The following is a 22,921-nucleotide window of genomic DNA, read 5'->3' as shown; positions in this document are numbered from 1 at the left end:
CGGTCGCCCGGCCGTGCGGCACCTGGCCTTCGCCTTCGAGTCGCCTTCCCGGCGGGTCAGTTGAGCTTCAGCGTCGGCTTGTGGAGATCGAACCAGACGGCGAGGTCGAGCGTGCGCTCCATCGCGGAGCGCTGCTCCTGAGTGACGGCGTCGCCCGTCGCCTCGGTGGCCGTGCGGAGCGCCGCGGGGTCGCAGAGGGCGAGCGCCGGGTGGTCGTCGGAGAGGAGGCCGGCGGTCTGCGACTGCACGGCGGCGAGGTAGTCCGGGTCGAAGCTGCCCGGGTAGCCGCTCTTCTTCCGGTCGGCGACCGACTGCGGGAGCAGGTCGCGGGTGGCGGCGCGCAGCAGGCTCTTCTCCCGGCCGTCGAAGGTCTTCAGCGACCAGGGGGTGTCGAAGACGTACTCGACGAGCCGGTGGTCGCAGAAGGGCACGCGCACCTCCAGACCGACGGCCATGCTCATCCGGTCCTTGCGGTCGAGGAGCGTCTGCACCATGCGGGTCAGGTGGAGGTAGCAGACCTGCCGCATCCGCGCCTCCGCCGCGCTCTCGCCCTCCTTCGACGGCGTCTCCCGTACGGCGGACGCGTAGTGGTCGGCGACGTAGGCGTCGAGGTCGAGTCGGCGGGCGAGGCCGGGTTCGAGCGCGTTGCCGAAGAGGCGCTGGCCGCCCGCGAGCCAGGGGAACGTGTCGGTCTGTGCGCGCTCGTCGTGGAACCAGGGGTAGCCGCCGAAGACCTCGTCGGCCGATTCGCCGGAGAGCGCGACCGTCGACTCCTCGCGCACCGCCTTGAAGAGCAGGTAGAGCGAGTTGTCGCGGTCCCCGAGGCCCATGGGCAGGTCGCGGGCCCCGACTACGGCGCGCCTGACGGACGGGTCCGAGAGCGAGGAGCCGTCGAGGACGATGTCCCTGTGGTCGCAGTGCACGTGCTCGGCGACCGCGTGCACGTAAGGGGTGTCCTGGGTGGGGCTGACGTCGATGGCGCGGAAGTTCTCCGCCTGGTGCGGGAAGTCGACCGCGAAGCTGCGCACCGTCTCGCCCTTCTCCGCGAGTTGGCGCGCGGCGAGGGCGGTGAGCGCCGAGGAGTCGAGGCCCCCGGAGAGCAGGGTGCACCGCGGCACGTCGGCGACGAGCTGGCGCGCCGTGATGTCCTCCAGCAGCTCGCGGACGTGCGCCACGGCCGTCTCGCGGTCCGGCCTGGCGTCGGTGGTGCCCAGCCGCCAGTACGCCTGCTCGCGCACGCCGTTGCGGTCGGCGACGGCGAGGTGCCCGGGGCGCAGCTCCCGCATCCCCTCCCAGACGGCGTGGCCCGGCGTCTTGGCGAAGGAGAAGAGCTCGCGCAGGCCGTCGAGGCCGACCTCGGCGGGGCAGAGCGGGTTGGCGAGGATCGCCTTGGGCTCCGAGCCGAAGAGGACGCCGTCCTCGGTCTCGTAGAAGTAGAAGGGCTTGATCCCCATCCGGTCGCGGAGCATCAGCAGCTTCTCGGTGCGCGCGTCCCAGATGGCGAAGGCGTACATGCCGTTGAGCCGCTCGGCGAGCGCCTCGCCCCACTCCAGGTAGCCGCGGAGGACGACCTCGGTGTCCGAGTCGGTGGTGAACCGGTGGCCGCGGCTGCGGAGTTCACCTCGCAGCTCGGTGTAGTTGTACGCCTCGCCGCTGTACACCATCGCCACCTCGCCGTCGTCGGTGGCGATCCGCATCGGCTGCGCCCCGCCCGGCAGGTCGATGACGGCGAGACGGCGGTGGCCCAGCGCCGCGTGCGGTGCGATCCAGGCACCGCGCGCGTCGGGACCTCGGCACGCCATCGTCTCCGTCATGGCGTCCAGGGTCTGCTGGTGTTCGTTGAGGTCCCGACGGTACGAGACCCATCCGGTGATGCCGCACACAGGCGATCGACCTTCCCTCGCGAGCGGGTAGATGTACATACCATGCGCTTCTCGGTGGCGAGTGCGCCAGTCGTCGTCGGGCGTCGGAACGGTGCTGTTTCTCACCGGTAAAGACCGGTTAATAACGTGTTTCGCAGGCTGGTGGGCGTGGCAATCGGAGGGCTCCGTTCAGCGGTGGAGGAGTACTCAACACCTCCTGGCCTGGCGGAAGTTGGCGATGTGGTTGGCTGTGGTGCATGGAGGCAGTAGCAGCGAGCGTCATCGCCGTCGTCGGCACCCTCCTGGGGGCGGGCACCACCCACCTCTTCCAGCTCCGCGCGGCCCGGCGGGCCGAGCGCTTCGCCCGCGTCGAGCGGCTGCGCGACGAACGCATAGACGCCTACGCGGTGTTCGCCGGCGCCCTCGCCGACTACCGCCGCGGCCGCATGGACCATTGGTTCGCGCGCAACGACGACCGCGGCGCCACGGACGCCGAGCTCCACGAGATGCGCCGCGAGGCCCAACGCCTCCGCGCCACCGCCATGGAGGCCATGTTCCGCGCCGAACTCCTCACCGCCTCCCACCACTTGGCCGAGACCGGCCGCCGGGCCCTCAAGGCGGTCGACGCCCTCGGCTCCGACACCGAACGCTCCCACCTCGCGGAACTGCGCACGGTCTCGCGCGAGGCCGTCTACGAGTACGTGGCGGTGGCACGGGTGCATGTGCCGGGGGTGGGGGAGGAGGGGTGAGGCACGTGCGCGCGCTCCCGCGCACGGCAGCGCGGACACCTACCGCCCGCGAAGACCCTGCCCCGGGCACCGTCCGACGCTCAACGCCGCGCTGCGAAAGCTCGCGGAGGGCACGGAGTCGGGCCGCTGATCGGGCCGAGGTGCGCCTCGGGGGCGGCGACACTACCGAAGGTAGGGCTCTGATCTGCACGAACACCTCTTCGTGGAGTGCCTCCCCAGGCATTCCCCCATGATCGTCTACCCGACATCGCAAATATTTGCAATGTGCCGTAGACCGGCCCCCAGGTCCGTCCTACCGTCCTCATGGCGGCAGGGAACGGCCCTGTGGCTGAGGAGGGGAACCATGGCGCGTGAGGAACTGACCCGCCTTACCGGCAGCGTCGGCGGACCGGACTGCGACGACGACGATTGCCCGAACGTCTACCGGGCCAAGAGCGGTTCATTCGTCGTCCAGGGCGACGTGTCCGACGTGTTCACGCCGCCCACTGGCGAGGGATTGGTGGAGATCCCCGAGCATGTTCTGAGGGAGGCTGTCCGTGCTCTTGGATGGTGACGACTGGCGTCGGTTCTTCGACGCCTTTGATTACGAGGCGTGGCGGTTCGAGGCGCAGCCCACGTACACCATGCCCAAGGAGCAGGAAAACGTAGCCCGCTTCCTGCGCGGCGAGGACAAGCCCACCGACCACAATTCCCGTTGGCACGAACGGGTACGAGCATATGTCGAATCCGGCAAGACTATCGGCCGTGTCCGCATCGTGCGGCAGCCGCTCACCGACTACCAGCGGTACCAATTCGCCTGGGGCATCCCTGGAAACATTGCGGCAGGGGAAGACATCCGCATTTTGGATGTGACACGAGATGACTTCGGGTTGCCGCTCTCGGGTCGTGACTGGTGGATATTCGATGATGCCCGCATCGCGCACCTGAACTTTCGTCCGGACGGAACGCAGATCAACCGCGAAACGTACGAAGGTGATGCGGGACCTTATCGGGAGTGGAAGCGGGTCGTCCTGGAGCACGCAGTCCCTTTCGAGGAGTATGTGAAGGGCCTTGACGCTCGACCCTGACCGGCTGGGCCAGTCGAAAGCTGATCTGGCAGAAACACTCCGCAGCATGCGCAAGCGAGCAAGGCGTACCCAGGTCTGGCTCGCTCGGCGCTGCAATATTTCTCAGACCAAGCTGAGCAACATTGAAACGGGGCGAGTCACCCCCGGCCTTTTCGATGTTGAGTTGATCCTTGGAGCCCTCGATGCGCCTGCGGAACTCCTGGCGGAAGTTACAGCCCTCGCGCGCCTTGCCAACACGGAGTGGCAAGGCAAGCGGGCATCTTGGCGAAGAGGGCTGGAAAAACGACAAGCCGAGCTGGCGGTCCTCGAAGGGGAAGCCACAACACTTCGCTACTTCTTGCCTGCGATGATGACGGGACTTTTGGCCACGCCTGAATACATTAGGGCCAGCCTCAGCCACTCCCCAGGGGACACAACCAAGACGGTCGCGAGGAAGCTGGAGCGGCAAGCAGTCCTCTACGACGGCACGAAACGCTTCACGTTCTTGCTCACGGAACAAGCCGTCAGATGGGCCGTGGTCCCGCGTGCAGCGATGGCCGTCCAGATGGACCGGCTCGTCTCAATCTCCCATCTGCCCAACGTGCGTATCGGGATCATCCCCACAGGGACGGTTGTCGGTCGCGGACCAATGAACATCTTCACCGTCTACGATCAACGGCTGGCAACTGTCGAGACATTCACCGGGCGTATCATCTTCCAGGACGCCAGGGATATTGCGGAACACCTCGCAGTGTTCCGCATGTATGAGCATCACGCATTGTTCGGCGAGGAAGGCAGAGCACTGATCGGACAGTGGGCCGCAGACTGCCGCGCATGATCGTCTACCCAACAACGCAAATAATGCGAGGAACCCACTCCGTTCCGGGGGATCATCGAATCTCACGGATTGCTGGGAGGTTGCCTCAATGGTGAACAGCACGAGTTCCACGGAACGGAACTGGGAGTTCGCGGTGTGCCTGCTCAAAGGGGTGTCGGTATGAGCGAACCGAGGACGTGCCCAGGTGGGCCGGTAGAGCTTCCGCTGAGCATGGACCTCGAACCAAAACCAGTTCAGGGCTGTGCCGGTTGCAGGGAGCTGGCGAACGTGCGGGATCGGGCGCGTGCCGGTGGCGACTGGACCACGGTGTCGGACTGCAACGTCTTCCTGCGGCGGCATCCGGAGGGGCACTGATGGCCACGGCTGAGGATTTTGGCGAGCGGATCGAGAAGGGTCGGCATCCTCCGTGACGTGATCCCAAATTGCGAGGACCCCGCCGCACCGGGGTGCACCACGGCCCGGGGACAGGCTCCCCAGGTTGTTCAGTGTTCGACAGAAGGAATGGCTGAGAATGGGTAAGAAGGGCGAGGACGACTGGGACCCGCATGCTGATCGGGAGCAGGTGACCGATCCCCATACCGGTGTGTCCCAGAACGGGGACGAGCACAGCAGCGTGGCTGATGACGAGGACCGCGAAGGGAAGTAATGCCCGTGATCCACGGCGAGAACCTGGCGCAGGACTTGCGACGTGATCACGGTTTCGTTCACGTCGGACGCACCAGAGACGGTAACGCCGTGGTCATGCGCCGAAACGACAAGTGGACCGTCGTTCCCCTTCGCTGGCTCACCGAGGAAGCCGTGGACACCATCAGGGCTCAGGCCGGAATCAGCCCCGTCTGAGTCGTCACTGAGCAGGCGCTACGGCCCCCGGCGTCGTGCCGGAGGCCGTAGTGTTCGTGCAGGCGAGAGGCCCGAACGGACCGGTGGCCGAGGACAGCGGGCGAGCCAGCAGGAACCGCCGCTGACCTGCGAAACCCTGCTACGGCAGGTTCCTCGCCATCACGATCCGCTGGACCTGGTTCGTGCCTTCGTAAATCTGCGTGATCTTCGCGTCCCGCATCATGCGCTCGACCGGGTAGTCGCGGGTGTAGCCGTAGCCGCCGAGGAGTTGGACGGCGTCGGTGGTGATCTCCATCGCGGCGTCGGAGGCGAACGCCTTGGCCGCGGCGCCGTGGAAGGTGAGGTCCTCCTTGTCCGCGGTGCTGCCGAGGGAGACGCGCTCGGAGCGGGCGGCGGCCGAGTAGGTGAGCTGCCGTGCGGCCTCCACCTTCATCGCCATGTCGGCGAGCATGAACTGCACGCCCTGGAAGTCGCCGATCGGCTTGCCGAACTGCTTGCGCTCCTGCACGTAGCCCTTGGCGTAGTCGAGGGCGCCCTGGGCGATGCCGAGCGCTTGGGCCGCGATGGTGATCCGCGTGTGGTCGAGGGTCTTCATCGCGGTCGCGAACCCCGTGCCCTCGTCGCCGATCATGCGGTCGGCGGGGAGGCGGACGTTGTCGAGGTAGACCTCGCGCGTCGGGGAGCCCTTGATGCCGAGCTTCTTCTCCGGGGCGCCGAACGAGACGCCCTCGTCGTCCTTGTGCACGACGAACGCGGAGATGCCCTTGGTCCGCTTCTCGGGGTCCGTGACGGCCATCACCGTGTAGTAGTCGGAGACGCCCGCGTTGGTGATCCAGCGCTTGACGCCGTCGAGCACCCAGGTGTCGCCGTCGCGGACCGCCTTCGTCTTCATGCCGCCCGCGTCGGAGCCGGCGTCCGGCTCGGAGAGGCAGTAGGAGAACATCGACTCGCCCTTGGCGAGCGGCGCGAGGTACTTCTTCTTCAGCTCCTCGCTGCCGGAGAGGATCACCGGGAGCGAGCCGAGCTTGTTGACGGCCGGGATCAGCGAGGACGAGCCGCAGACCCGCGCGACCTCCTCGATGACGATCACGGTGGCGAGCGCGTCGGCGCCCGCGCCGCCGTACGCCTCGGGGACGTGCACCGCGTGCAGGTCGTTGGCGACGAGCGCGTCGAGCGCTTCCTGGGGGAAGCGGGATTCCTCGTCGACCGCGGCGGCGTGCGGGGCGATCTTCGCCTCCGCGAGGGCGCGTACGGACTCGCGGAGCATCTCGTGCTCCTCCGCCGGACGGTAGAGGTCGAACTCCCCTGCTCCGCTTCCTGCTGACGTACCCGCTGACGCCAAGGTGTCTCACTCCTCCGAGCAGTGCTTCAGATTACTGGCAAGTAACCGAATTTTACTGGCCGCTCCGCGGTCGCCGATACGTGAGGTTGGCGACAGCGGGCGCCCCGTTATGCTGCGCGGGCAGCGGTCCGCCCACACCCGTAGGGTGCGTCCGCCCCCTGTGAAGCGCACTAAGGAGTACCCGATGGCTTCGCCCAAGGTCACCGTGATCGGTCTCGGCTACCTCGGCGCCACCCACGCCGCGGCCATGGCCGAGCTCGGGTTCGAGGTGCTCGGCCTCGACGTGGTCCCGGAGAAGATCGAGCAGTTGCGGCAGGGGCTCCCGCCCATGTATGAGCCCGGCCTCGGCGACCTGCTCCGCGCTCATGTCGCCGGTGTCGAGGGGGCCAGCGGGCGGCTGCGGTTCACCGACTCCTGGGAGGAGCTCGCCGACTTCGGCGACGTCCACTTCCTCTGCGTCAACACCCCGCAGAAGCACGGCGAGTACGCCTGCGACATGTCGTACGTCGACGCCGCGCTCGACTCCCTCGCGCCGCACCTGGACCGCCCCGCGCTCGTCGTCGGCAAGTCCACCGTGCCGGTCGGCAGCGCGGAGCGCCTCGCCGAGCGCCTCGCCGAACTCGCCCCGGCCCGGCGGGAGGTCGAGCTCGCCTGGAACCCGGAGTTCCTCCGCGAGGGGTTCGCCGTCCACGACACCCTCCACCCCGACCGGCTCGTCGCGGGCGTCCGCAGCGAGTGGGCCGAGGAGCTGCTGCGCGAGGTCTACGCCCGGCCGATCGCCGAGGGCTCCCCCTTCGTCGTCACCGACTACCCCACCGCCGAGTTGGTGAAGACCTCGGCCAACTCCTTCCTCGCCACGAAGATCTCGTTCATCAACGCGATGGCCGAGGTCTGCGAGACGGCGGGCGGCGACGTCGTCAAGCTCGCCGAGGCGATCGGCCACGACGAGCGGATCGGCCGGAAGTTCCTCCGCGCCGGCATCGGCTTCGGCGGCGGCTGCCTGCCGAAGGACATCCGCGCCTTCATGGCCCGCGCCGGCGAACTCGGTGCCTCCGAGGCGCTGACCTTCCTCCGCGAGGTCGACTCGATCAACATGCGGCGCCGCGGGCAGATGGTGGAGCTCACCCGGCAGGCCGTCGGCGGCACCCTCCTCGGCAAGCGGATCGGCGTCCTCGGCGCCACCTTCAAGCCCGACAGCGACGACGTCCGGGACTCCCCGGCGCTCAACGTCGCCGGCCAACTCCAGCTCCAGGGCGCCCAGGTGACGGTGTACGACCCCAAGGGCATGGAGAACGCGCGCGCTCTCTTCCCCACCCTCGGCTACGCCCCGACGGCGGTCGACGCGGCCCGCGGCGCCGACGTGCTCCTCCACCTCACCGAGTGGCGCGACTTCAAGGAGCTCGACCCGGCCGAGCTCGGCGAGGTCGTCTCCGTACGCAGCCTCCTCGACGGCCGCAACACCCTCGACCACGAGCTGTGGCGCAAGGCCGGCTGGACGTTCCGCGCCCTCGGCCGCCCGACTCTCTGACACGGACGCGGGACTGGGGAAAAAGCCTGCCGCGGAGGCCCTCGGCGGGGCATACTCCAACGGCCCGCTCCGCCGCCAACGAGAGGAACCCGTCATGGCCGTCGCAACGATGGGCGTCACCGTGCTCGACTGCCCCGACCCGCTCCGCCTGGCCGAGTTCTACGCAGCGGTCCTCGGTTGGGAGGTGAAGGAGCGCGACGAGGACGACTGGGTCGAGGTGCACGCCCCCGAGGGCCGCCGCCTCGCGTTCCAGAAGTCCCCCGGCTTCATCCCGCCGCAGTGGCCGAGCCTGGAGCACGCGCAGCAGTTCCACCTCGATTTCGACGTCCCTCGCGCCGAGTTGGAGTCGGCCGAGCGGGAGGTCCTCGCCCTCGGCGCGACACTCGCCGAGGGCGACTTCGGCGGCAGCCGCGACTTCCGCGTCTACCTCGACCCGGTGGGCCACCCCTTCTGCCTCTGCATCCGCTGAAGCGGACGCGCGTGGGGCCCGCCGGCAGGCCGGCGGGCCCCACGTCGTACGGCTCGGCTCACTGGTCGGAGCTGACCGTCACCTTCTCGTCGTTCTTGAGCTGCTCCATGAGCTTCTTCGACTTCTCCTTGTCCCACTGGAGCGACCCCTGCGGCGCCGGGCCGCTGATCGGCATGTTCATCGACTTGCCGTCGCCGCTGTTGACGCCCTTCATCGCGAAGAACATCGAACCGAGGTTCCAGAGCTTCATGTCCTTGTCGACGACGAGCGAGTCGAGCCCCGCGCCGGCCGTCGGGTAGAGCGTGAACGGGTTGAGCACCGTCGAAGGCGTGGCCACCTGGTTGGCGATCGCCGCGAGGAACTTCTGCTGGTTCTTCGTACGGTCCAGGTCGCTGCCGGGGAGCGCGTACCGGGTGCGGACGAAGGCGAGCGCCTGCTGCCCGTCGAGGGTCTGCTTCCCCTTCTTCAGGTCGGCGCCGGACTTCTCGTCCTTGATGTCCCGCGGGATGTCCATCTCGACGCCGCCGACCGCGTCCACGATCTTCGCGAAGCCGCCGAAGCCGATCTCCGCGTAGTGGTCGATCGGCAGCCCCGTGTTGTGCTCGACGGTGCGCACCAGCAGCTCGGGTCCGTCCTCGGCGTAGGTGGCGTTGAGCTTGGTGAGCTTGGAGGACTCGTAGTGCTTCCCGGACTCGGAGCCGGTGAACGGCGGGCGCTCGACCCAGGAGTCGCGGGGCAGCGAGACCATCGTGTTCCCGTTGTCGCCGACGTGCAGGATCATCATCGAGTCGGTCCGCTTGCCCTCGGCCGAACCGGTGTGGAGGTCCTTCTTCTCCTGCTCCGACATCCCCTCGCGACTGTCCGAGCCGACGATGAGGTAGTTGGTGCCCTTGCCGTCGTCGGGACGGTCCTCGACGATGCCGAGGTCCACCTCGCGGCGCAGCTTGGAGTCGGCCCAGAAGTAGGTGGCCACCGACCAGACGAGCACCACCGCGATCAGTACGATGAGCCCGATCTTGATCCGGCGGCCCCAGTTGGCCGGTGGCTTCCCGTACGGATCGTCGTACGGACCGCCTCCGCGGCCGCCCCCGCCTCCGCCGTAGACCTGCCCCTCGCTGTACCCGGACTCGTTCCATCCGGCATCCTGGCCTCTGGACTGAGGCGGGACTCCCGGTCCGTTGGTGTGGGGCATGACACGTGTGGGGTCCGGGTTGGGGGAGTTGCTTCCGCTTCCGTACCGGTACCCCTGGCCGCCGTTCCGACCGTCGGGCCACTGATTCATGCAGGAGAGTGTGCCCTTTACGCCCCGCCGCCTTACAGGGCGGGTACCGCTTCAGGGCACGCCTGTAGCAGTTCTGATGCAAAGCGCTCGGCTCGGTGACGGATCATTCCCCGCATATGGTGGGCACATGACGCACCTCGCCCCCGACTCGGCCCCCGAGCCCGAGGAACCCCTCCCCGGCAAGCCGACCGCCGCCTCCCGGACCACGCTCTCGCACATCATGACGGGCAACGAGACCAACCTCTACGGCACGGTCCACGGCGGCGTGATCATGAAGCTCGCCGACGACGCCGCCGGCGCGGTCGCGGGCAGGCACTCCGGCGGAGCCGCGGTCACCGCGTCCATGGACGAGATGGCGTTCCTCGAACCCGCCCGCGTCGGCGACCTGGTCCACGTCCACGCGCAGTGCAACTGGACGGGGCGCACCTCGATGGAGATAGGCGTCCGCATCATGGCCGAGCGCTGGAACGAGTCGACGCCCGCGCAGCAAGTCGGCTCCGCCTACCTCGTCTTCACCGCGATCGACGAGAGCGGCAGGCCGCGCAGCGTCCCTCCGGTCCTCCCCGAGACGGAGAAGGACCGGAGGCGCTTCCAGGAGGCGCAGATCCGCCGCACCCACCGCCTCGCCAGGCGCCGCGCCATCAAGGAGCTCCGCGACCGCCCGGCGGAGCAGCGGGCCGAGCCAGGCGCCGCTTAGACGAGTGGTTCCGCCGTGGCTCTGCTGCCTGGCAGGCCGGAGCCACGCCTTGGGACGCCCGCTCAGGGACGGGCGTCCTCGATCCGCTGCCAGACGGTCACCGCGTGTTCCTCGAACAGGTCGGCGGCTCGGGCGGGTTCGCCCGCCGCGATGGCCTGAACGAGCGGCATGTGCGTCTCGGCGATGTAGGAGAGATCCGGGTAGTACAGCCGGTTGCTGACGACGGTGAAGCCGCGCATGCACCCTTCGACCATCGCCCAGATGTCCGGCAGCAAGGGGTTGCCGCCCGCGTGCCAGACGCGGCGATGGAAAGACGCATCCGCTTCGACCATCGCTGCCACGTCGTCCGCGGCAGCGGCCTCGCGCAGCCGGCCGAGGTCGGCCTCGAGGTCCGCGACGAGCTCCCCGCCGCCGTTGCGGCAGGCAAGCTCGGCGGCGACCCGCTCCAGCGGGATGCGCACCTGGTAGGCGTGGCGGGCTTCTTCCTGGCTTATCTCCGCCACGAAGCTTCCGCGCCGGGGCATCTGTATGACCATGCGCTCGCGCGTCAGCCGTGTCAGGGCTTCCCTGACGGGTGCCTGGCTTACGGACAGCCGATGGCCGATCTCCTGCTCCCTGAGCCGCACCCCGGGTTCGAGCTTGCCGCTGGTGATGGCTGCCTTGAGACGCTCGTAGATCTGCTCGGACAGCCGGGCGTTGCCGATGGGGGCGTCCAGGCTGCTGAGCTGGGACAGGCCGGAGTGGGCTGGCATGGCAGCAGCTCCTCGGGGACGACGGGCCGGGGAAGGGTTGACAGGCGGTGATCAGAAGATGAGCATAACCGAAAATCACCAATCGATTGGTGATTGAAGTCGACGATCAAGGTTGTTCCATGACTCATCCCGTCCGCCCCGCCGTTGACCTGGCCCGGGTCCGCGCCGAACTCACCGCCGCCGTGCTCTGCGACGCCCTCGACGACGCCGGCCTGCGCCACCAGGCACTCTCCCCGCCCGTCCGACCGCTCGAGGACGACCAGGCACTGGCCGGGTGGGCGTTCCCCGTAACGATCCAGCGCGTCTACGACACCCCTGCGGAACCCTTCCGCGGCCTGCTCGCGGCGCTGGACGCGGTCGGCGAGGACGAGGTCTTCGTGACCCCCACCGCGCGGGCCACCGACCTCGCGGTGTGGGGGGAACTGCTGTCCAGCGTCAGCGCCGGACGGGGCGCGGCAGGCGCCCTGACGGACGGTCTGATACGGGACACCCGGCAAGTCCGGGAGCTCGGCTTTCCGGTCTTCTCGGCCGGGACGATCCCCTACGACAGCAAGGGGCGGCACGAGATCGTGGAGCACCGGGTCCCGTGCAGCATCGACGGGGTGCGCATCGAGCCGGGCGATCTCGTCTTCGGCGACTGCGACGGCGTCGTGGTCGTCCCGCAGACGGTCGCCGAAGAGGTGGTGGAGGACGCCTTCGCCAAGCGCGCGGGCGAGCACCGGTTCCAGCAGGCCGTCCGCGACGGCTCCACCGCGACCGCCGCCTACCAGCGCTTCGGCGTGCTGTAACCGGATCGGCGCGAGGAGCCCACCATGCACAAGCACGAAATACCAGCCGAGGGCGCGGAAGCGACCGGGGAGACCGCGAGCGCGCCGAGCGCGCGCATGATCCGCCGCGCGACCATGGCCGGGGCTGTCGGCACGGTCATGGAGTGGTACGACTACGCGCTCTACGGTGCGGCGTCCGCCCTGTTCATCGGCCCGCTGTTCTTCCCCGGCGCATCGTCGGCCGGGGGCGCCCTGGCCGCGTTCGCCACCTTTGCGGTGGGCTTCTTCGCCCGGCCCTTCGGCGGCGTGTTCATCTCCCACTACGGCGACCGGATCGGCCGCAAGCCCACGCTCGTTGCCACCATCGTGCTCATGGGCGCCAGCACCGTCCTGATGGGGCTGCTGCCGACGTACAGCACCGCCGGTGTGCTGGCACCGATCCTGCTCGTCCTGCTGCGGCTGCTCCAGGGGATCGGGGCGGGTGCCGAACTGGCGGGCGCCACCACGATGGTGGCCGAGTACGTGCCCGCCCGCCGCCGCGGCTTCCACACCTCCATTCCCAACGCGGCCACCGCGGTCGGGCTGCTGCTCGCCACGCTCGCCTTTCTCGCCGTGGAGAGCCTGCCGGACGGGACCGCGATGAGTTGGGGATGGCGGCTCCCGTTCCTGGGCAGCATCCTGATCTTCGCCGTCGCGATGGTCATCCGCAGCTCGCTGGACGAGACGCCTGCCTTCGCCGAGCAGCAGCGGTCGGGAGACAGCGCGGCAGGGCAGGGGACGAAGAGCTCCAAGGCCCCGGTCGCCCAGTTGTTCCGCAGCCAGCCGCGCGAGACGACGCTGGCCTTCCTCACCATCACCGGTCACAACGCCAACGCCTACGTCCTCAACACCTTCGCGCTCAGCTACATCACCAAGACGCTGGAGATGAGCGAGACGGTCGGGTTGGTCGCCCTGGTCCTGGCGTCCGTGACGGCCGTTGTCGCCACCCCGCTGTTCGGTGCGCTGACCGACCGGATCGGACGGATCAAGGTCTTCGCGCTCGGCGCAGCCTTCGTCGCGTGCGTCGCGTTCCCGTTCTTCGCCCTGCTCGATACGCGCGAGCCGTGGGTGGTGTGCCTGACGATGATGGCGGGCTACGGCATCGGATTCGGCGCGATGGCGGGCGCACAGGGCGCCTACCTCGCCGAACTCTTCGACACCCGGTACCGGTTCACCGGAATCGCGGTGGCCCGTGAGGCGAACGGGGTGCTGATCGCAGGCCCGACCCCCTTCGTCGCTTCGGCACTGGTCGCCGCCACCGGCGGCCGTCCCTGGCTGGTCGCCTGCTACCTCGCGGTCTGCGCCCTGATCACCTTGGTCGCGCTTTGGCTGAGCGCCCGGTCCAAGGCAGGGGACCGCAGGGCACAGTCGGCCCGGTACCCCGGTGGGTCTGCGCGTCCCGATGGCCCGGACCCCGCCGAGCGACCACACGGCGCTGCGGCTACCGACGGCGCATCAGCTCGGACGCGAACCCCGGAGGAGTACTAGTCGCAGCCGACGGAGTCCCCCGTGGTGGCGTGGAGCCGCTTGGCGCCGCTCGACGGATCGTCCGCGACGACCTTGCGCACCGTGTGGTGCTCCTCGCCGAGGAGGACGCGCATCTGGGGCCCGCGCCCCTCGTCCTTCTTCAACTCGGCACCCGGCAGGGCCGCGGCGAGGGAGCGGGCCGAGCGGTCCCAGCGCGGGTCGTAGGCGATCGTCGTCCGCTTCTGCCCGCCGTCGCCCGGAGCGGTGCGCGGCGCCCCGGTGGTCGCGAAGCCGCTCTTGCGCAGCGCCGCGTCGACCCTCATGCCGAGGCCCTGCTCCGAGGTGCCGTTCTCGACCTGGACGCGGACCTGACTCGGCGGGACCTCGGCCGACGCGGGAGCCTTGCCGCTCTTCTTCCCGCCCCCGGCCTCCGCGTCCCGCGCCCCGGACCCGTCCTCGGTGACGGAGGCGAGCGGGCGGTCGTCGCGGAGCGCGGAGAAGAGGCGGTCGGCCTTCTGCTCGTTCCAGACGACGGTGGAGCCGAGCCCCGGCGCCCGGTGGTCGGGGTCGGAGAGCGGGATCGAGGCGAACTCGGCCGAAGCAGGCGTGAATCCGCGCAGTGCGCGCCCGAGCGCGACCATTTCGTCGGGGCCGAATCCCCCGTCCGCGCTGACGGAGTCGAGGACGGTCGAGGCGACCTTGTTGAACTTCACCGGGTTCATCAGCACGCCGCTGTCGGTCGCCTTGGCGACGAGCGCCCCGAGGAACCGCTGCTGCCGCTGGATGCGGGCGAGGTCGGAGCCGCCGTCGACGTGCCTGGCGCGCACGTACTGGAGCGCCTCGCCGCCTTCGAGGTTGGTCGTCCCCTTGGGCAGGTCGAGGCCCGAGTGGCTGTCCCGCAGCCGGCGGTCCGTGCAGACGGGTACGCCACCGAGGACGTCCACGGTCCGCATGAAGCTGGTGAAGTCGACCTCCATGTAGTGGTCGATGTGCACCTTCGTGAGCTGCTCCACGGTGCGCACCGTGAGGTTCGGGCCGCCGGCCGTGTAGGCGGAGTTGAGCTTGGCCCGGGTGGCGCCCTTCTCCTCGCCCGTGTGCTTGTCCTTGTGCGCGGGGAGGTCGGCGAGCGTGTCCCTGGGCAGGCTGACGACGCTCGCCCGCTCGCCCCCGGCCGAGAGGTGGACGAGCATCAGGGTGTCCGTGCAGTCGCAGCCGGCCCCGCCGAGGTTGTACTTCTTCTTCTGCTCCGCGGTGATCTTCTCGCGACCGTCGGTGCCGACGACGAGGAAGTTGAGGCCGTCGGTGTTGTCGGGCCTGTCGGTGAGCCCCTTGAAGGGGTCGACCCGGTGCACCTGGGCGTCGAGGTCGCTGACGACGGCGTGCCCCACCCCGCTGGTGAGGAGCACGAGAGCGGACGCACCGGTGGCGAGGCGCAGGCCCCAACGGGGCCGGCGCCGGGTGCGGGCGGCGTCGTTGCGGGAGGGGCGCGGGGAGTTGGCGCGTGCGGGCAAGGGGGGACCTTCTCCGGTCGCGGGCGGTGCGGGGGTCGGGGTCGTCGTGGAGCGGCGGCGGCCCGCCGGTCGCTGCGGGCCTCCGGCGGGTATACCAGCCGGAGGGCGGGCAACGGCGGGATTTCTGCCAAGGTATGCCCGTACGATCTCCGGCTCTGATGCACACGCCGCCCCCACCGCTTCCGGGCACTCGGCTGGCGTGCGGGCGCGTCCCCCGATCGCGGTAACGTGGCGCCGTGACTCAACGTGCTGCCCGAGACCCCGAACTGCCCGCAGTCTCCGTGATCATGCCGGTCCTCAACGAGGAGCGGTACCTGCGTACCTCGGTCGAAAAGATCCTGGCGCAGGAGTACGCGGGCGAGCTGGAGATCGTGATCGCGCTCGGCCCGTCCCACGACCGCACCGACGAGATCGCCGCCGAGCTCGTCGCGGAGAACGCGGGCGGCAGCCGGAGCGTGGCGACTGTCCCCAACCCGACGGGGCGCACCCCGGCCGCCCTCAACGCGGCGATCGCGGCCTCGCGGCACCCCGTCGTGGTGCGCGTCGACGGGCACGGCATGCTCTCGCCCGGGTACATCGCCACGGCCGTGCGGCTGCTGGAGGAGACGGGCGCGGCGAACGTGGGCGGCATCATGCACGCTGTCGGGGAGACCGACTGGGAACGTGCCGTCGCCGCCGCGATGACCTCCCGGATCGGCGTCGGCAACGCCGCCTTCCACACGGGCGGCGAGGCCGGCGAGGCCGACACGGTCTACCTCGGTGTCTTCCGCCGGAAGGTCCTGGAGCAACAGGGCGGCTACAACGAGGAGTTCATCCGCGCGCAGGACTGGGAGCTGAACTACCGCATCCGCAGCGCGGGCGGCCTCGTCTGGTTCTCGCCCGAGCTGAAGGTCTCGTACGGCCCCCGCCCGAGCATCCGCTCGCTCGCCACGCAGTACAAGAACTACGGTCGTTGGCGCCACGTCGTCACGCGCTACCACGCGGGCTCGATCAACCTGCGGTACCTCGCGCCGCCCGTGGCGCTCTGCGCCGTCGCCGCGGGGATCGTCGCGGGCGCGGCCCTGACGCCGTGGGCGCTCGTGGTGCCCGGCGGCTACCTCGCCGCGATAGTCGCCGGCTCGCTGCCCGCGGGCAAGGGGCTGCCGGTCGGCGCGCGGGTGCGCATTCCGGTGGCGCTGGCGACGATGCACATGTGCTGGGGGTGGGGGTTCCTCACCAGCCCGAAGAAGCTCGCCCGCAGGGTGATCGCCAGCCGCAGGGAGCCGGTCAGCGTCGAAGCGTGACCGCGGACGGACGAAGGGGCGCCCGTGCACCGGGCGCCCCTTTTCGTCAACCCAGCGTCTGTGTCACGTAGTTGGGGTTGACGTTCATGCACTGGTCCTCGTCGTCGCCCTGGAGCGCGTCGGCGCTGTCGGGGGCCTGCTGCTCCTTCTCGTCGTCCCCGCCCTTGTCGTCGCCCGGCCGGGTGTCCTTCGGGTACGCGTTGCCCTCGCGCCAATCGGTGCCGACGACGAGGGTGATCCCCTGGACCGCGGAGGAGTGCTTCACCAGGCGCTCGGGGACGCCGAGCGACTTCGCGAGGGCGAGCGCGTTGCCCTTGTCGTCCTCCGTCGGGTAGCTGATCGTCGTGTCGGCCTGGGACTTGGGCGTCCGGTCGGCGATCGCCTGCGAGTAGCCCTTCCCCGTGAGGACCCCGGCGATGACGCCGGCGCGGCCCGTGATCGGGGCCTGGAGCGCGGTGCCCGTGCCGTTCATCACCCGTACGGGGATCTCCGCCCTGGGCGAGGACGAGGGGGTCGGGTCGGGTGAGGCGGTTTGTGCGGGCTTCTTGTCCTTGCCGTCCTTCTTGTCCTTGCCGTCGAGTGCGACATCGTTGCGGACGAGGGAGAAGACACGGTCCGCGTCGCCCGGCTTGGGGAGCACATAGCCGTTGGGCCCGTATCTCCACGGCATCGTCGCCATGGTGATCCGCTTGGTGGGGACGCGCTTGAGGTCGTTGCCGAGGTCGTAGAGCTTCTTGACGGAGCCGAGGCCGTCGTCGACCGTGAGCGCCTCCGTCGCCGCCTCGGCGAGCGCGCGCAGCTTGCCGGGATCGGTGAGCTTCGTGCCGGCCTTGAGCTGCCGCACCATCGCGCTCATGTACATGTGCTGGGCCTTCGCCCGCCCTATGTCGGTGCCGTCACCGAAGCCGTGGCGGGTGCGCAGCCAACTGAGCGCCTGCTCGCCCTTGATCGTCGATTTGCCCTTGGTGAGGCGGAGCTTGGACTGCGGGTCGTGGACGTTGTTGTCGACGCAGACGGGGACTCCGCCCACCGCGTCGGCCATCGAGACGACGCCCGCGAAGTCGATCATCATGAAGTGGTCGATCGGGACGCCGGTGAGCTCCTCCCACGTCGCGACGGTGCACCCCGGGCCGCCGTGCTGGAGGCTGGTGTTGATCTTGTCGGTCGTCTTCTGGAAGACGTCGTCGCTCTTCGGGTCCGTGCACCTGGGGATCGTCGCCTTGGTGTCCCGCGGTATCGAGACCACCGACATGTTGCTGCGGTCGGCCGAGACGTGCACCAGCATCTGGACGTCGGCGAGCGGCGGCCGGTCGCGGTCGCCTTTGGAGCCGCCGAGCTCCACGTTCTTGTCGGACTCCCGTGAATCGGAGCCGAGCAGAAGGATGTTGAGCGGCGTCTGCCCCGCGGCGTTGGGGTTGGAGCGGTCGAGCTTGTTGTCCCCGAGGTTGAGCGAATCCTTGCCCAGGTTGCCGTTGAGGTGCTGGTAGTAGAGGTAGCCCGCGCCCGCGGTGCCGAGTATCAGGACGGCGAGGACGAGGACGAACCAGCGGAGGAACCGCCGCTTCTTCTTGGGCGGCTCCTTGCCCGTGCCGTCGTGGTAACCGTCGTCGTAGCCGTTCTGATAGCCCACGTCGTACGGGTCGTCGGTGCCGGGCGGCGCAGCGCCGGTGGCCGAGCCGCCGGCGTTCCCCCGGGCGACCCGTCCCTCCCCCCGTGCCTGGTCATGATCCGGGTACATGGAGTCGTCCCATCCCCGTTCCGCGGCTGTCGGCGCCGGTCTGGGCGCACGTCTGCCGGGGACGCCTTTCTGCTGCACGGGACCTCCGTGTCGTATCCGGTTGTGCCGACCCGGGCTGCTTGGTCACGGCGCCCGGGCGTCGAGCTCTACTTTGCACAGATGTCCTTGTCGTCCGCGTTCACCCGCTGCACGCCGTCCGGCGCCTTGTCGGGAGCGGAGACGGGCTCGCCGGGGGCTGTGAAGTCCCGGCCCAGGGTGAGTTGGACGCCGTCGCCGCCGTCGCCCGCGACCTCCTTCATCGCCGACTTCGGGAGCTTCAGCATCTTCGCCAACGCGGCGGCCTCACCTGCGAGTTCGGGTCCGTACTCTATGCGGGTCTTGGCGACCTGCTTCGGTGCGTTGCCGCCGTTCTCGGCGCGGGCCACGCCCTGCTCGTTGAGGAGCCAGACCGCCGTGCGCTGCGCGGAGCCCGCGGGGCCGCCGCCGTTGGTCACGCTGACGTTCACCTCGGACGGGGGAGAGGGCTTGGCCTTGTCGCCGCCGGCCTTCTCCTGCTTCTTCTTCTTGTTCTTCGTCAGCGACTTGTCCTCGCGGACCATCTTGAAGAGCGGCTTCGCCTTCTGCTCGTCGAGTATGACCGTCGCCGGGTCCTGCGGGTTGTCGAGGACCGGGACCGTGGCGAAGGTGATGTTGCCGGTGTTGACGCGCTTCAGGTCCTGTGCGAGGTCGGTGAGTTTCTTGACGCTGCCGATCCCGGTGTCGACGGTGAGCGCCTTGGTCGCGGCGTTGCCGAGCTTGTAGAGCTTCGACGGATCGGTGAGCGTGTCACCGGACTTGATCTTGCGGATCATCGAGCTGAGGAACTGCTGCTGAAGTTCGATGCGGCTCAGGTCGCTGCCGAAGCCGACGGTGTGCCTCGTCCGCACGAACGCCAGCGCCTGCTCGCCCTCGACGGTGTGCTTCCCCGCCTTCAACTTCAGGTGAGACTTGGGGTCGTCGATGTCCTTGGCGGCGCAGACCTCGACACCGCCGACCGCCGTCGACAGCTCCTTGACGGCGTTGAAGTCGGCCATCATGAAGTGGTTGATCTTCACTCCGGTGAGCTCCTCCACCGTCCGCCAGGTGCAGCCGGGGTCCCTCTCGCTCTGCCCGAGGCTGGTGTTGAAGCGGACGTCCTGCTGGCCCGGGACGTTCTTGGTCGAGCCGTCCTCCTGCTTGGTCGGGCAGTCGGGGATGTCCGTGATGACGTCGCGCGGGATGGAGAGCGCCGTCGCGTTGGAGCGGTCCTCGGAGACGTGGAAGAGGAAGGTGGTGTCCGCGTGGCCGACGCTTCCGTTGTCGCCGTAGCCGGTGTTGCCCTTGCCGGAGCGGGCGTCGGTCCCGATGATGAGGATGTTGACCGGGCCGTCCGTGACGGCGGCGTTGTCTATCCCGACGTCGACCTTGTTGATGTTGCCGTTGAACTGCTCGTAGAGGTAATAGCCCCCTGCGCAGCCGACGACGAGGAGCACCCCGACGGACCCCGCCGTCCAGCGCAGCGCTTTCTGCTTGCCGCTCAGCGCCGCTTTCCGTTTCCGACGTCCGTGCCCTCCCGAGCGGTGGCTGCTTTCGCCGTCCGAACCGCTGCGCTGCGCCGGTACTTTGGCGTCCTCACCACCGGAATCCCGGGAACTTCCCTGCGGATCGAGGCCCCGTTCGGAACGCGGCTCGGCGGGCGAGGATGCGGAGCGGCGCGGATTTCTGCGACCCGGCCCAGGAGAGCCGCCGTCACCGTACGAATGCGGAGAGTCGTCGGCTACGGGATTCAGGCGCAGTTGGTAGCTGCCGGTGTTCGGGTCGAACACCCACTGATCCGCGGGGTCGATATCCCCCGCCTGCCCACGGCCTTGCGCGTCCACGATTGCGTAAGTCCTCCATTTACCGGCTGCTGCTGCCGCTCCGGGCCAGACCGGAGCGCTCACACTATCCGGCGGGTTCGGCGGCGAGCGACGCTCGTGACACATTCCACTGGCGTGGAAACGGTCAATTCGCCTCATTCACCGCGTCATTCGCCGAGCAGACGTCGTGCGCTGCGGTCGTGCCACGGTACGACGGCCCCTCGGCCTCCTCGCTGTCCCCGTCACCTCCCTCGTGCTGCGGAGAGCCCGCAGGATCAGGGGTTCCAGCGGGATCGTCCGGCCTCTGCACCGTCGAATCCTTCGCGGAATCTCCTTCATTTCCTTGCGCGTTCCCCGTCTCCGAAGGGTCGGAGCGTGCAGAGGGCTCGGAGAGTTCCGACGGGTCCAACGAAGCCGGCGGTTCCGATGACTCCTCGCGTCCTTCCTCCTCGCCCTCCGATTCCCTTGACACCCGCACCGGTTGGTCCTCGTCGAGCTGCGCGAAGAGTTGGTCGGCAGCGGGCCGCGCGAGCTCGTCCCGGTTGGGATCGGGTCCGTACGGCTGCCGGGGCACCGTCAGGAAGCGGACCTCGGAGGCGGGAAGGGACTGCACGTCGCGGGCGAGGTCGTAGAGGTCCCCGAGTGAGTCGAGGCCGTCGTCCGCGGTGAGGGACGAGGTCGCGGCGTCGAGGAGCGGGTAGAGGCGCGTCGGGTTGAGGAGCACCTCGTTGCTGCGGATCTTCTTCACCAGCGAGCCGAGGAAGACCTGTTGGCGCGCCATCCGCTCGGTGTCGCTGCCGTCGCCGATGCCGTGGCGGGCGCGTACGTAGCCGAGCGCGTCCTCCCCTTCGAGGGTCTGCCGCCCTTTCGGGAGGTCGAGCCGTGCGTCGGTGTCGTGCACCGGTTCGGCGAGGCAGATCTCGACGCCGCCCACGGCGTCCACCAGCCCCTTGAACCCCTGGAAGTCGACGACGGCGTGGTGGTCGACGCGCATGCCCGTGAGCTTCTCGACGGTGCGGATCGTGCAGGCCGGACCGCCGTACTGGAACGCCCAGTTGAACTGCGCGAACTGCGCCCGCGTCGCGGAGCCGTCGTGGCCCGTGCAGGCCGGGATGTCCACCATGAGGTCGCGCGGGAGCGAGACGCCCGTCGCGCTCTTCCGGTCGCCGGCTATGTGGAGCAGGATCGCGGTGTCGGCGCGCGCGGCGCCCTCGTCCCTGCCGTAGTCGCCGTTGTCCCCGGCGCGGCTGTCACTGCCGAGGAGGAGGATGTTCAGCGCGGGCCCCGGCCGGGGCGCCGGGCGCTCCTCCTCGTGCTCGGCGAGTTCGTGCGCGGTGTCCGTGTCGGTGCGGATGTTGCCGTCGAGTTGGCGGTAGAAGGTCCAGCCGGTGGCGGCAGCGGCGAGCAGCAGGAGCGAGAGGCCGATGGCGGTCCGGCGCAGCCAGCGGCGGCGCTTCCGGGGTGGCTCGGCCTGGCCCTGCGCGCCGCCGAGCGGGGGGTCTTCGTCGGCTGTCGCGGGCGAACTCGTCCGTGATGCACGGGAGTTGGCGTCGGATGCCGACTCGGGCTCCGGCGGCTCGGGCTCCGGGGGTTCGGGTTCCGGTTCGTCGGCGGACGGTGCGTCCACCGCTTCGGATGAGGCGCCCTCGGCTTCCAGGGGCGCGGACTCCTCGCCCGGGGCGTCGCCCTGCTCCTGCACCCCGTCGCCCGGGGGCTGCGCGTCCCCGGCCGCGACTCCGCCGTCCTCGGCGGTGTCTGCCGAGGACGGGCCAACTCCCGGTATGTCGCCGGGGGTTGCGGCGTCTCGCGGGCCGGGTTCCGTCACGTCTGATGCTTCCTCACGTCGCGACGCGGGGGCGTACACGCCGTCGTGCGCGCCGGTTAAGTACGCAGACGCGCCTGACCCGCCGAGGGTTGTACGTGAGGTTGATCTTGGCTGCGGTGTGACCCTTCGTCCGTTGTCAGACGGTGATCGTGGTCCGCTCGCTCTCCTGCCGCGCCGCCAGCGCCCCGGCGTCGAGAAGGTCGACGCGCGGGCAGAGCACCACGGAGGCCCCGGCGGCGAGCGGCGCGTAGAGCCCGGCCGACAACCCGGGCCATCCGCCGTACGAACCCGAGGTGAGCACCCGCGAACCCGAGCCGAGCGCCAGCTCCTCCGCGTCGGCGACGGCCCGCTGCACCACCTGGCCCCCGGTGAACTCCTCGCCGTCGGCGAGCACGAGCGCCGCTGCGCCGGGCGCGACGGGCGCGTGACGCGCGTACGCGTCGGGCTGGCTCGGCGCCTCCACCGCGTAGTCGAGGAAGCCGGACGGCTGCTCGGCGAACCGCGCGCCGAGCGGGCGCAGGCTCAGCGCCACGCGCTCACCGCGGCAGGCGCGCGCCTCCTCCAGCGTCTCCGGACCGCTGACGACGAGGTCCGCGCGCGCCGGGTCTCCTCCCACCTGCGCGACGACGCCCGTCGCCGCGCAGGCGAGCAGCCAGACGGCGGTCTGCCAGTGCGTCGGCAGCAGGACGGCGAGACGGTCGCCGGGCTCGGCCGAGAGCTCCGACTCCAGCAGGTTCGCCGTCTTGGCCACCCAATTGGCGAGGGTCGTGGCGGAGAGCTCGACGCGCTCGCCCGTGGCGTCGTCGTAGTAGGTCATCAGCGGCCCCGACGGGTCCGTCGAAAGGGCGGTGCGCAGCAGGTCGTCCGGGGTGCGTTCGATGGCGTTCATCGCAGCAAGGGTACGGAAGCCCGCGGCCGTCGGGGCGTCAGGGAGCTGCGCCGGGGGACTCCGCCGAACGATGGTCCGTCAAATGATGAATAGACACTTCTGTTCCTGTATGTCCAAGAT

The 22,921-nt window shown here is 69.5% G+C and carries 21 protein-coding genes; 12 read left to right on the top strand and 9 right to left on the bottom strand.

Going from position 1 to position 22,921, the window contains the following annotated elements; genetic code table 11:
• Window positions 1-56 precede the first annotated feature (56 nt).
• A complete protein-coding gene (gene asnB, locus F603_RS0115560; protein ID WP_019546931.1) occupies window positions 57-1,883 on the bottom strand; it encodes an asparagine synthase (glutamine-hydrolyzing) in 1,827 nt (608 codons plus the stop codon).
• A 236-nt stretch (window positions 1,884-2,119) separates the two neighbouring features.
• Here asnB and F603_RS0115555 point away from each other — a divergent pair, with 236 nt between their 5' ends.
• The 6 genes from F603_RS0115555 (at window position 2,120) to F603_RS36255 (ending at window position 5,141) form a co-directional block, all read left to right on the top strand.
• On the top strand, window positions 2,120-2,611 hold the full coding sequence (locus tag F603_RS0115555) for a hypothetical protein (RefSeq protein ID WP_019546930.1): 492 nt from the start codon (window positions 2,120-2,122) through the stop codon (window positions 2,609-2,611).
• 343 nt (window positions 2,612-2,954) lie between these two features.
• Window positions 2,955-3,164 (top strand): hypothetical protein, encoded by a 210-nt coding sequence (locus F603_RS0115550; protein ID WP_019546929.1) that lies wholly within the window; start codon window positions 2,955-2,957, stop codon window positions 3,162-3,164.
• A complete protein-coding gene (locus tag F603_RS0115545; RefSeq protein WP_019546928.1) occupies window positions 3,148-3,678 on the top strand; it encodes a DUF6879 family protein in 531 nt (176 codons plus the stop codon). Before F603_RS0115550 ends, F603_RS0115545 begins: the two co-directional genes overlap by 17 nt.
• A complete protein-coding gene (locus tag F603_RS0115540; protein ID WP_078503678.1) occupies window positions 3,662-4,495 on the top strand; it encodes a helix-turn-helix domain-containing protein in 834 nt (277 codons plus the stop codon). The genes F603_RS0115545 and F603_RS0115540 overlap by 17 nt, the downstream gene beginning before the upstream one ends.
• Before the next feature lie 159 nt (window positions 4,496-4,654).
• Window positions 4,655-4,849: a hypothetical protein gene (locus tag F603_RS35885; protein ID WP_078503677.1), complete on the top strand. Its 195-nt coding sequence runs from the start codon at window positions 4,655-4,657 to the stop codon at window positions 4,847-4,849.
• A gap of 157 nt (window positions 4,850-5,006) precedes the next feature.
• A complete protein-coding gene (locus F603_RS36255; RefSeq protein ID WP_019546926.1) occupies window positions 5,007-5,141 on the top strand; it encodes a hypothetical protein in 135 nt (44 codons plus the stop codon).
• A gap of 333 nt (window positions 5,142-5,474) precedes the next feature.
• On the opposite strand, the gene F603_RS0115525 is transcribed toward F603_RS36255, so the two are convergent.
• Window positions 5,475-6,602 (bottom strand): acyl-CoA dehydrogenase family protein, encoded by a 1,128-nt coding sequence (locus F603_RS0115525; RefSeq protein ID WP_016910662.1) that lies wholly within the window; start codon window positions 6,600-6,602, stop codon window positions 5,475-5,477.
• Between the two features lie 259 nt (window positions 6,603-6,861).
• On the opposite strand from F603_RS0115525, the gene F603_RS0115520 reads away from it, so the two are divergent.
• Both F603_RS0115520 and F603_RS0115515 read left to right on the top strand, forming a co-directional pair.
• Complete coding sequence (locus F603_RS0115520; RefSeq protein ID WP_019546924.1) at window positions 6,862-8,205, top strand: UDP-glucose dehydrogenase family protein; 1,344 nt, start codon at window positions 6,862-6,864, stop codon at window positions 8,203-8,205.
• 94 nt (window positions 8,206-8,299) lie between these two features.
• Window positions 8,300-8,674: a VOC family protein gene (locus F603_RS0115515; protein ID WP_019546923.1), complete on the top strand. Its 375-nt coding sequence runs from the start codon at window positions 8,300-8,302 to the stop codon at window positions 8,672-8,674.
• A 58-nt stretch (window positions 8,675-8,732) separates the two neighbouring features.
• Here the strand turns inward: F603_RS0115515 and F603_RS0115510 are convergent, their stop codons facing one another.
• The gene (locus tag F603_RS0115510) at window positions 8,733-9,956 is read right to left on the bottom strand and encodes an LCP family protein (RefSeq protein WP_026328444.1); all 1,224 of its coding nucleotides are present in this window, start codon (window positions 9,954-9,956) and stop codon (window positions 8,733-8,735) included.
• A 127-nt stretch (window positions 9,957-10,083) separates the two neighbouring features.
• On the opposite strand from F603_RS0115510, the gene F603_RS0115505 reads away from it, so the two are divergent.
• A complete protein-coding gene (locus F603_RS0115505) occupies window positions 10,084-10,653 on the top strand; it encodes an acyl-CoA thioesterase (RefSeq protein ID WP_019546921.1) in 570 nt (189 codons plus the stop codon).
• A gap of 62 nt (window positions 10,654-10,715) precedes the next feature.
• On the opposite strand, the gene F603_RS0115500 is transcribed toward F603_RS0115505, so the two are convergent.
• On the bottom strand, window positions 10,716-11,405 hold the full coding sequence (locus F603_RS0115500; protein ID WP_019546920.1) for a GntR family transcriptional regulator: 690 nt from the start codon (window positions 11,403-11,405) through the stop codon (window positions 10,716-10,718).
• A gap of 119 nt (window positions 11,406-11,524) precedes the next feature.
• On the opposite strand from F603_RS0115500, the gene F603_RS0115495 reads away from it, so the two are divergent.
• Window positions 11,525-12,193 carry an RraA family protein gene (locus F603_RS0115495; RefSeq protein ID WP_019546919.1) on the top strand — a complete coding sequence of 223 codons (669 nt, stop codon included), beginning with the start codon at window positions 11,525-11,527 and terminating at the stop codon, window positions 12,191-12,193.
• Window positions 12,194-12,217: 24 nt separating this feature from the next.
• On the top strand, window positions 12,218-13,699 hold the full coding sequence (locus tag F603_RS0115490; protein ID WP_019546918.1) for an MFS transporter: 1,482 nt from the start codon (window positions 12,218-12,220) through the stop codon (window positions 13,697-13,699).
• On the opposite strand, the gene F603_RS0115485 is transcribed toward F603_RS0115490, so the two are convergent.
• Window positions 13,696-15,189: an LCP family protein gene (locus tag F603_RS0115485; RefSeq protein ID WP_019546917.1), complete on the bottom strand. Its 1,494-nt coding sequence runs from the start codon at window positions 15,187-15,189 to the stop codon at window positions 13,696-13,698. The two genes, F603_RS0115490 and F603_RS0115485, sit on opposite strands and share 4 nt — an antisense overlap.
• Window positions 15,190-15,470: 281 nt before the next feature.
• On the opposite strand from F603_RS0115485, the gene F603_RS0115480 reads away from it, so the two are divergent.
• Window positions 15,471-16,472: a glycosyltransferase family 2 protein gene (locus F603_RS0115480; protein ID WP_019546916.1), complete on the top strand. Its 1,002-nt coding sequence runs from the start codon at window positions 15,471-15,473 to the stop codon at window positions 16,470-16,472.
• 46 nt (window positions 16,473-16,518) lie between these two features.
• On the opposite strand, the gene F603_RS0115475 is transcribed toward F603_RS0115480, so the two are convergent.
• From F603_RS0115475 to F603_RS0115460, 4 genes are all read right to left on the bottom strand, one after another.
• Window positions 16,519-18,210, bottom strand: a complete 1,692-nt coding sequence (locus tag F603_RS0115475; RefSeq protein ID WP_019546915.1) for an LCP family protein — start codon at window positions 18,208-18,210, stop codon at window positions 16,519-16,521.
• Window positions 18,211-18,356: 146 nt separating this feature from the next.
• Window positions 18,357-20,108: an LCP family protein gene (locus tag F603_RS0115470; protein ID WP_026328438.1), complete on the bottom strand. Its 1,752-nt coding sequence runs from the start codon at window positions 20,106-20,108 to the stop codon at window positions 18,357-18,359.
• A 124-nt stretch (window positions 20,109-20,232) separates the two neighbouring features.
• Complete coding sequence (locus F603_RS32255; RefSeq protein WP_019546913.1) at window positions 20,233-21,912, bottom strand: LCP family protein; 1,680 nt, start codon at window positions 21,910-21,912, stop codon at window positions 20,233-20,235.
• Between the two features lie 136 nt (window positions 21,913-22,048).
• Window positions 22,049-22,801 (bottom strand): TIGR03089 family protein, encoded by a 753-nt coding sequence (locus tag F603_RS0115460; RefSeq protein WP_019546912.1) that lies wholly within the window; start codon window positions 22,799-22,801, stop codon window positions 22,049-22,051.
• Between the last annotated feature and the right edge of the window lie 120 nt (window positions 22,802-22,921).

The sequence above is a fragment of the Streptomyces sulphureus DSM 40104 genome, from assembly GCF_000381025.1.
GTDB lineage: Bacteria > Actinomycetota > Actinomycetes > Streptomycetales > Streptomycetaceae > Streptomyces > Streptomyces sulphureus.
This window is presented reverse-complemented; position numbering and strand designations above follow the sequence as displayed.

Coding starts and splice junctions, on each gene's coding strand:
- F603_RS0115555 (WP_019546930.1), top strand. CDS start 2,120: ATGGAGGCAGTAGCAGCGAGCGTCATCGCCGTCGTCGGCACCCTCCTG.
- F603_RS0115550 (WP_019546929.1), top strand. CDS start 2,955: ATGGCGCGTGAGGAACTGACCCGCCTTACCGGCAGCGTCGGCGGACCG.
- F603_RS35885 (WP_078503677.1), top strand. CDS start 4,655: ATGAGCGAACCGAGGACGTGCCCAGGTGGGCCGGTAGAGCTTCCGCTG.
- F603_RS36255 (WP_019546926.1), top strand. CDS start 5,007: ATGGGTAAGAAGGGCGAGGACGACTGGGACCCGCATGCTGATCGGGAG.
- F603_RS0115525 (WP_016910662.1), bottom strand. CDS start 6,602: ATGCTCCGCGAGTCCGTACGCGCCCTCGCGGAGGCGAAGATCGCCCCG.
- F603_RS0115520 (WP_019546924.1), top strand. CDS start 6,862: ATGGCTTCGCCCAAGGTCACCGTGATCGGTCTCGGCTACCTCGGCGCC.
- F603_RS0115515 (WP_019546923.1), top strand. CDS start 8,300: ATGGCCGTCGCAACGATGGGCGTCACCGTGCTCGACTGCCCCGACCCG.
- F603_RS0115510 (WP_026328444.1), bottom strand. CDS start 9,956: ATGAATCAGTGGCCCGACGGTCGGAACGGCGGCCAGGGGTACCGGTAC.
- F603_RS0115505 (WP_019546921.1), top strand. CDS start 10,084: ATGACGCACCTCGCCCCCGACTCGGCCCCCGAGCCCGAGGAACCCCTC.
- F603_RS0115500 (WP_019546920.1), bottom strand. CDS start 11,405: ATGCCAGCCCACTCCGGCCTGTCCCAGCTCAGCAGCCTGGACGCCCCC.
- F603_RS0115495 (WP_019546919.1), top strand. CDS start 11,525: ATGACTCATCCCGTCCGCCCCGCCGTTGACCTGGCCCGGGTCCGCGCC.
- F603_RS0115490 (WP_019546918.1), top strand. CDS start 12,218: ATGCACAAGCACGAAATACCAGCCGAGGGCGCGGAAGCGACCGGGGAG.
- F603_RS0115475 (WP_019546915.1), bottom strand. CDS start 18,210: ATGTACCCGGATCATGACCAGGCACGGGGGGAGGGACGGGTCGCCCGG.
- F603_RS0115460 (WP_019546912.1), bottom strand. CDS start 22,801: ATGAACGCCATCGAACGCACCCCGGACGACCTGCTGCGCACCGCCCTT.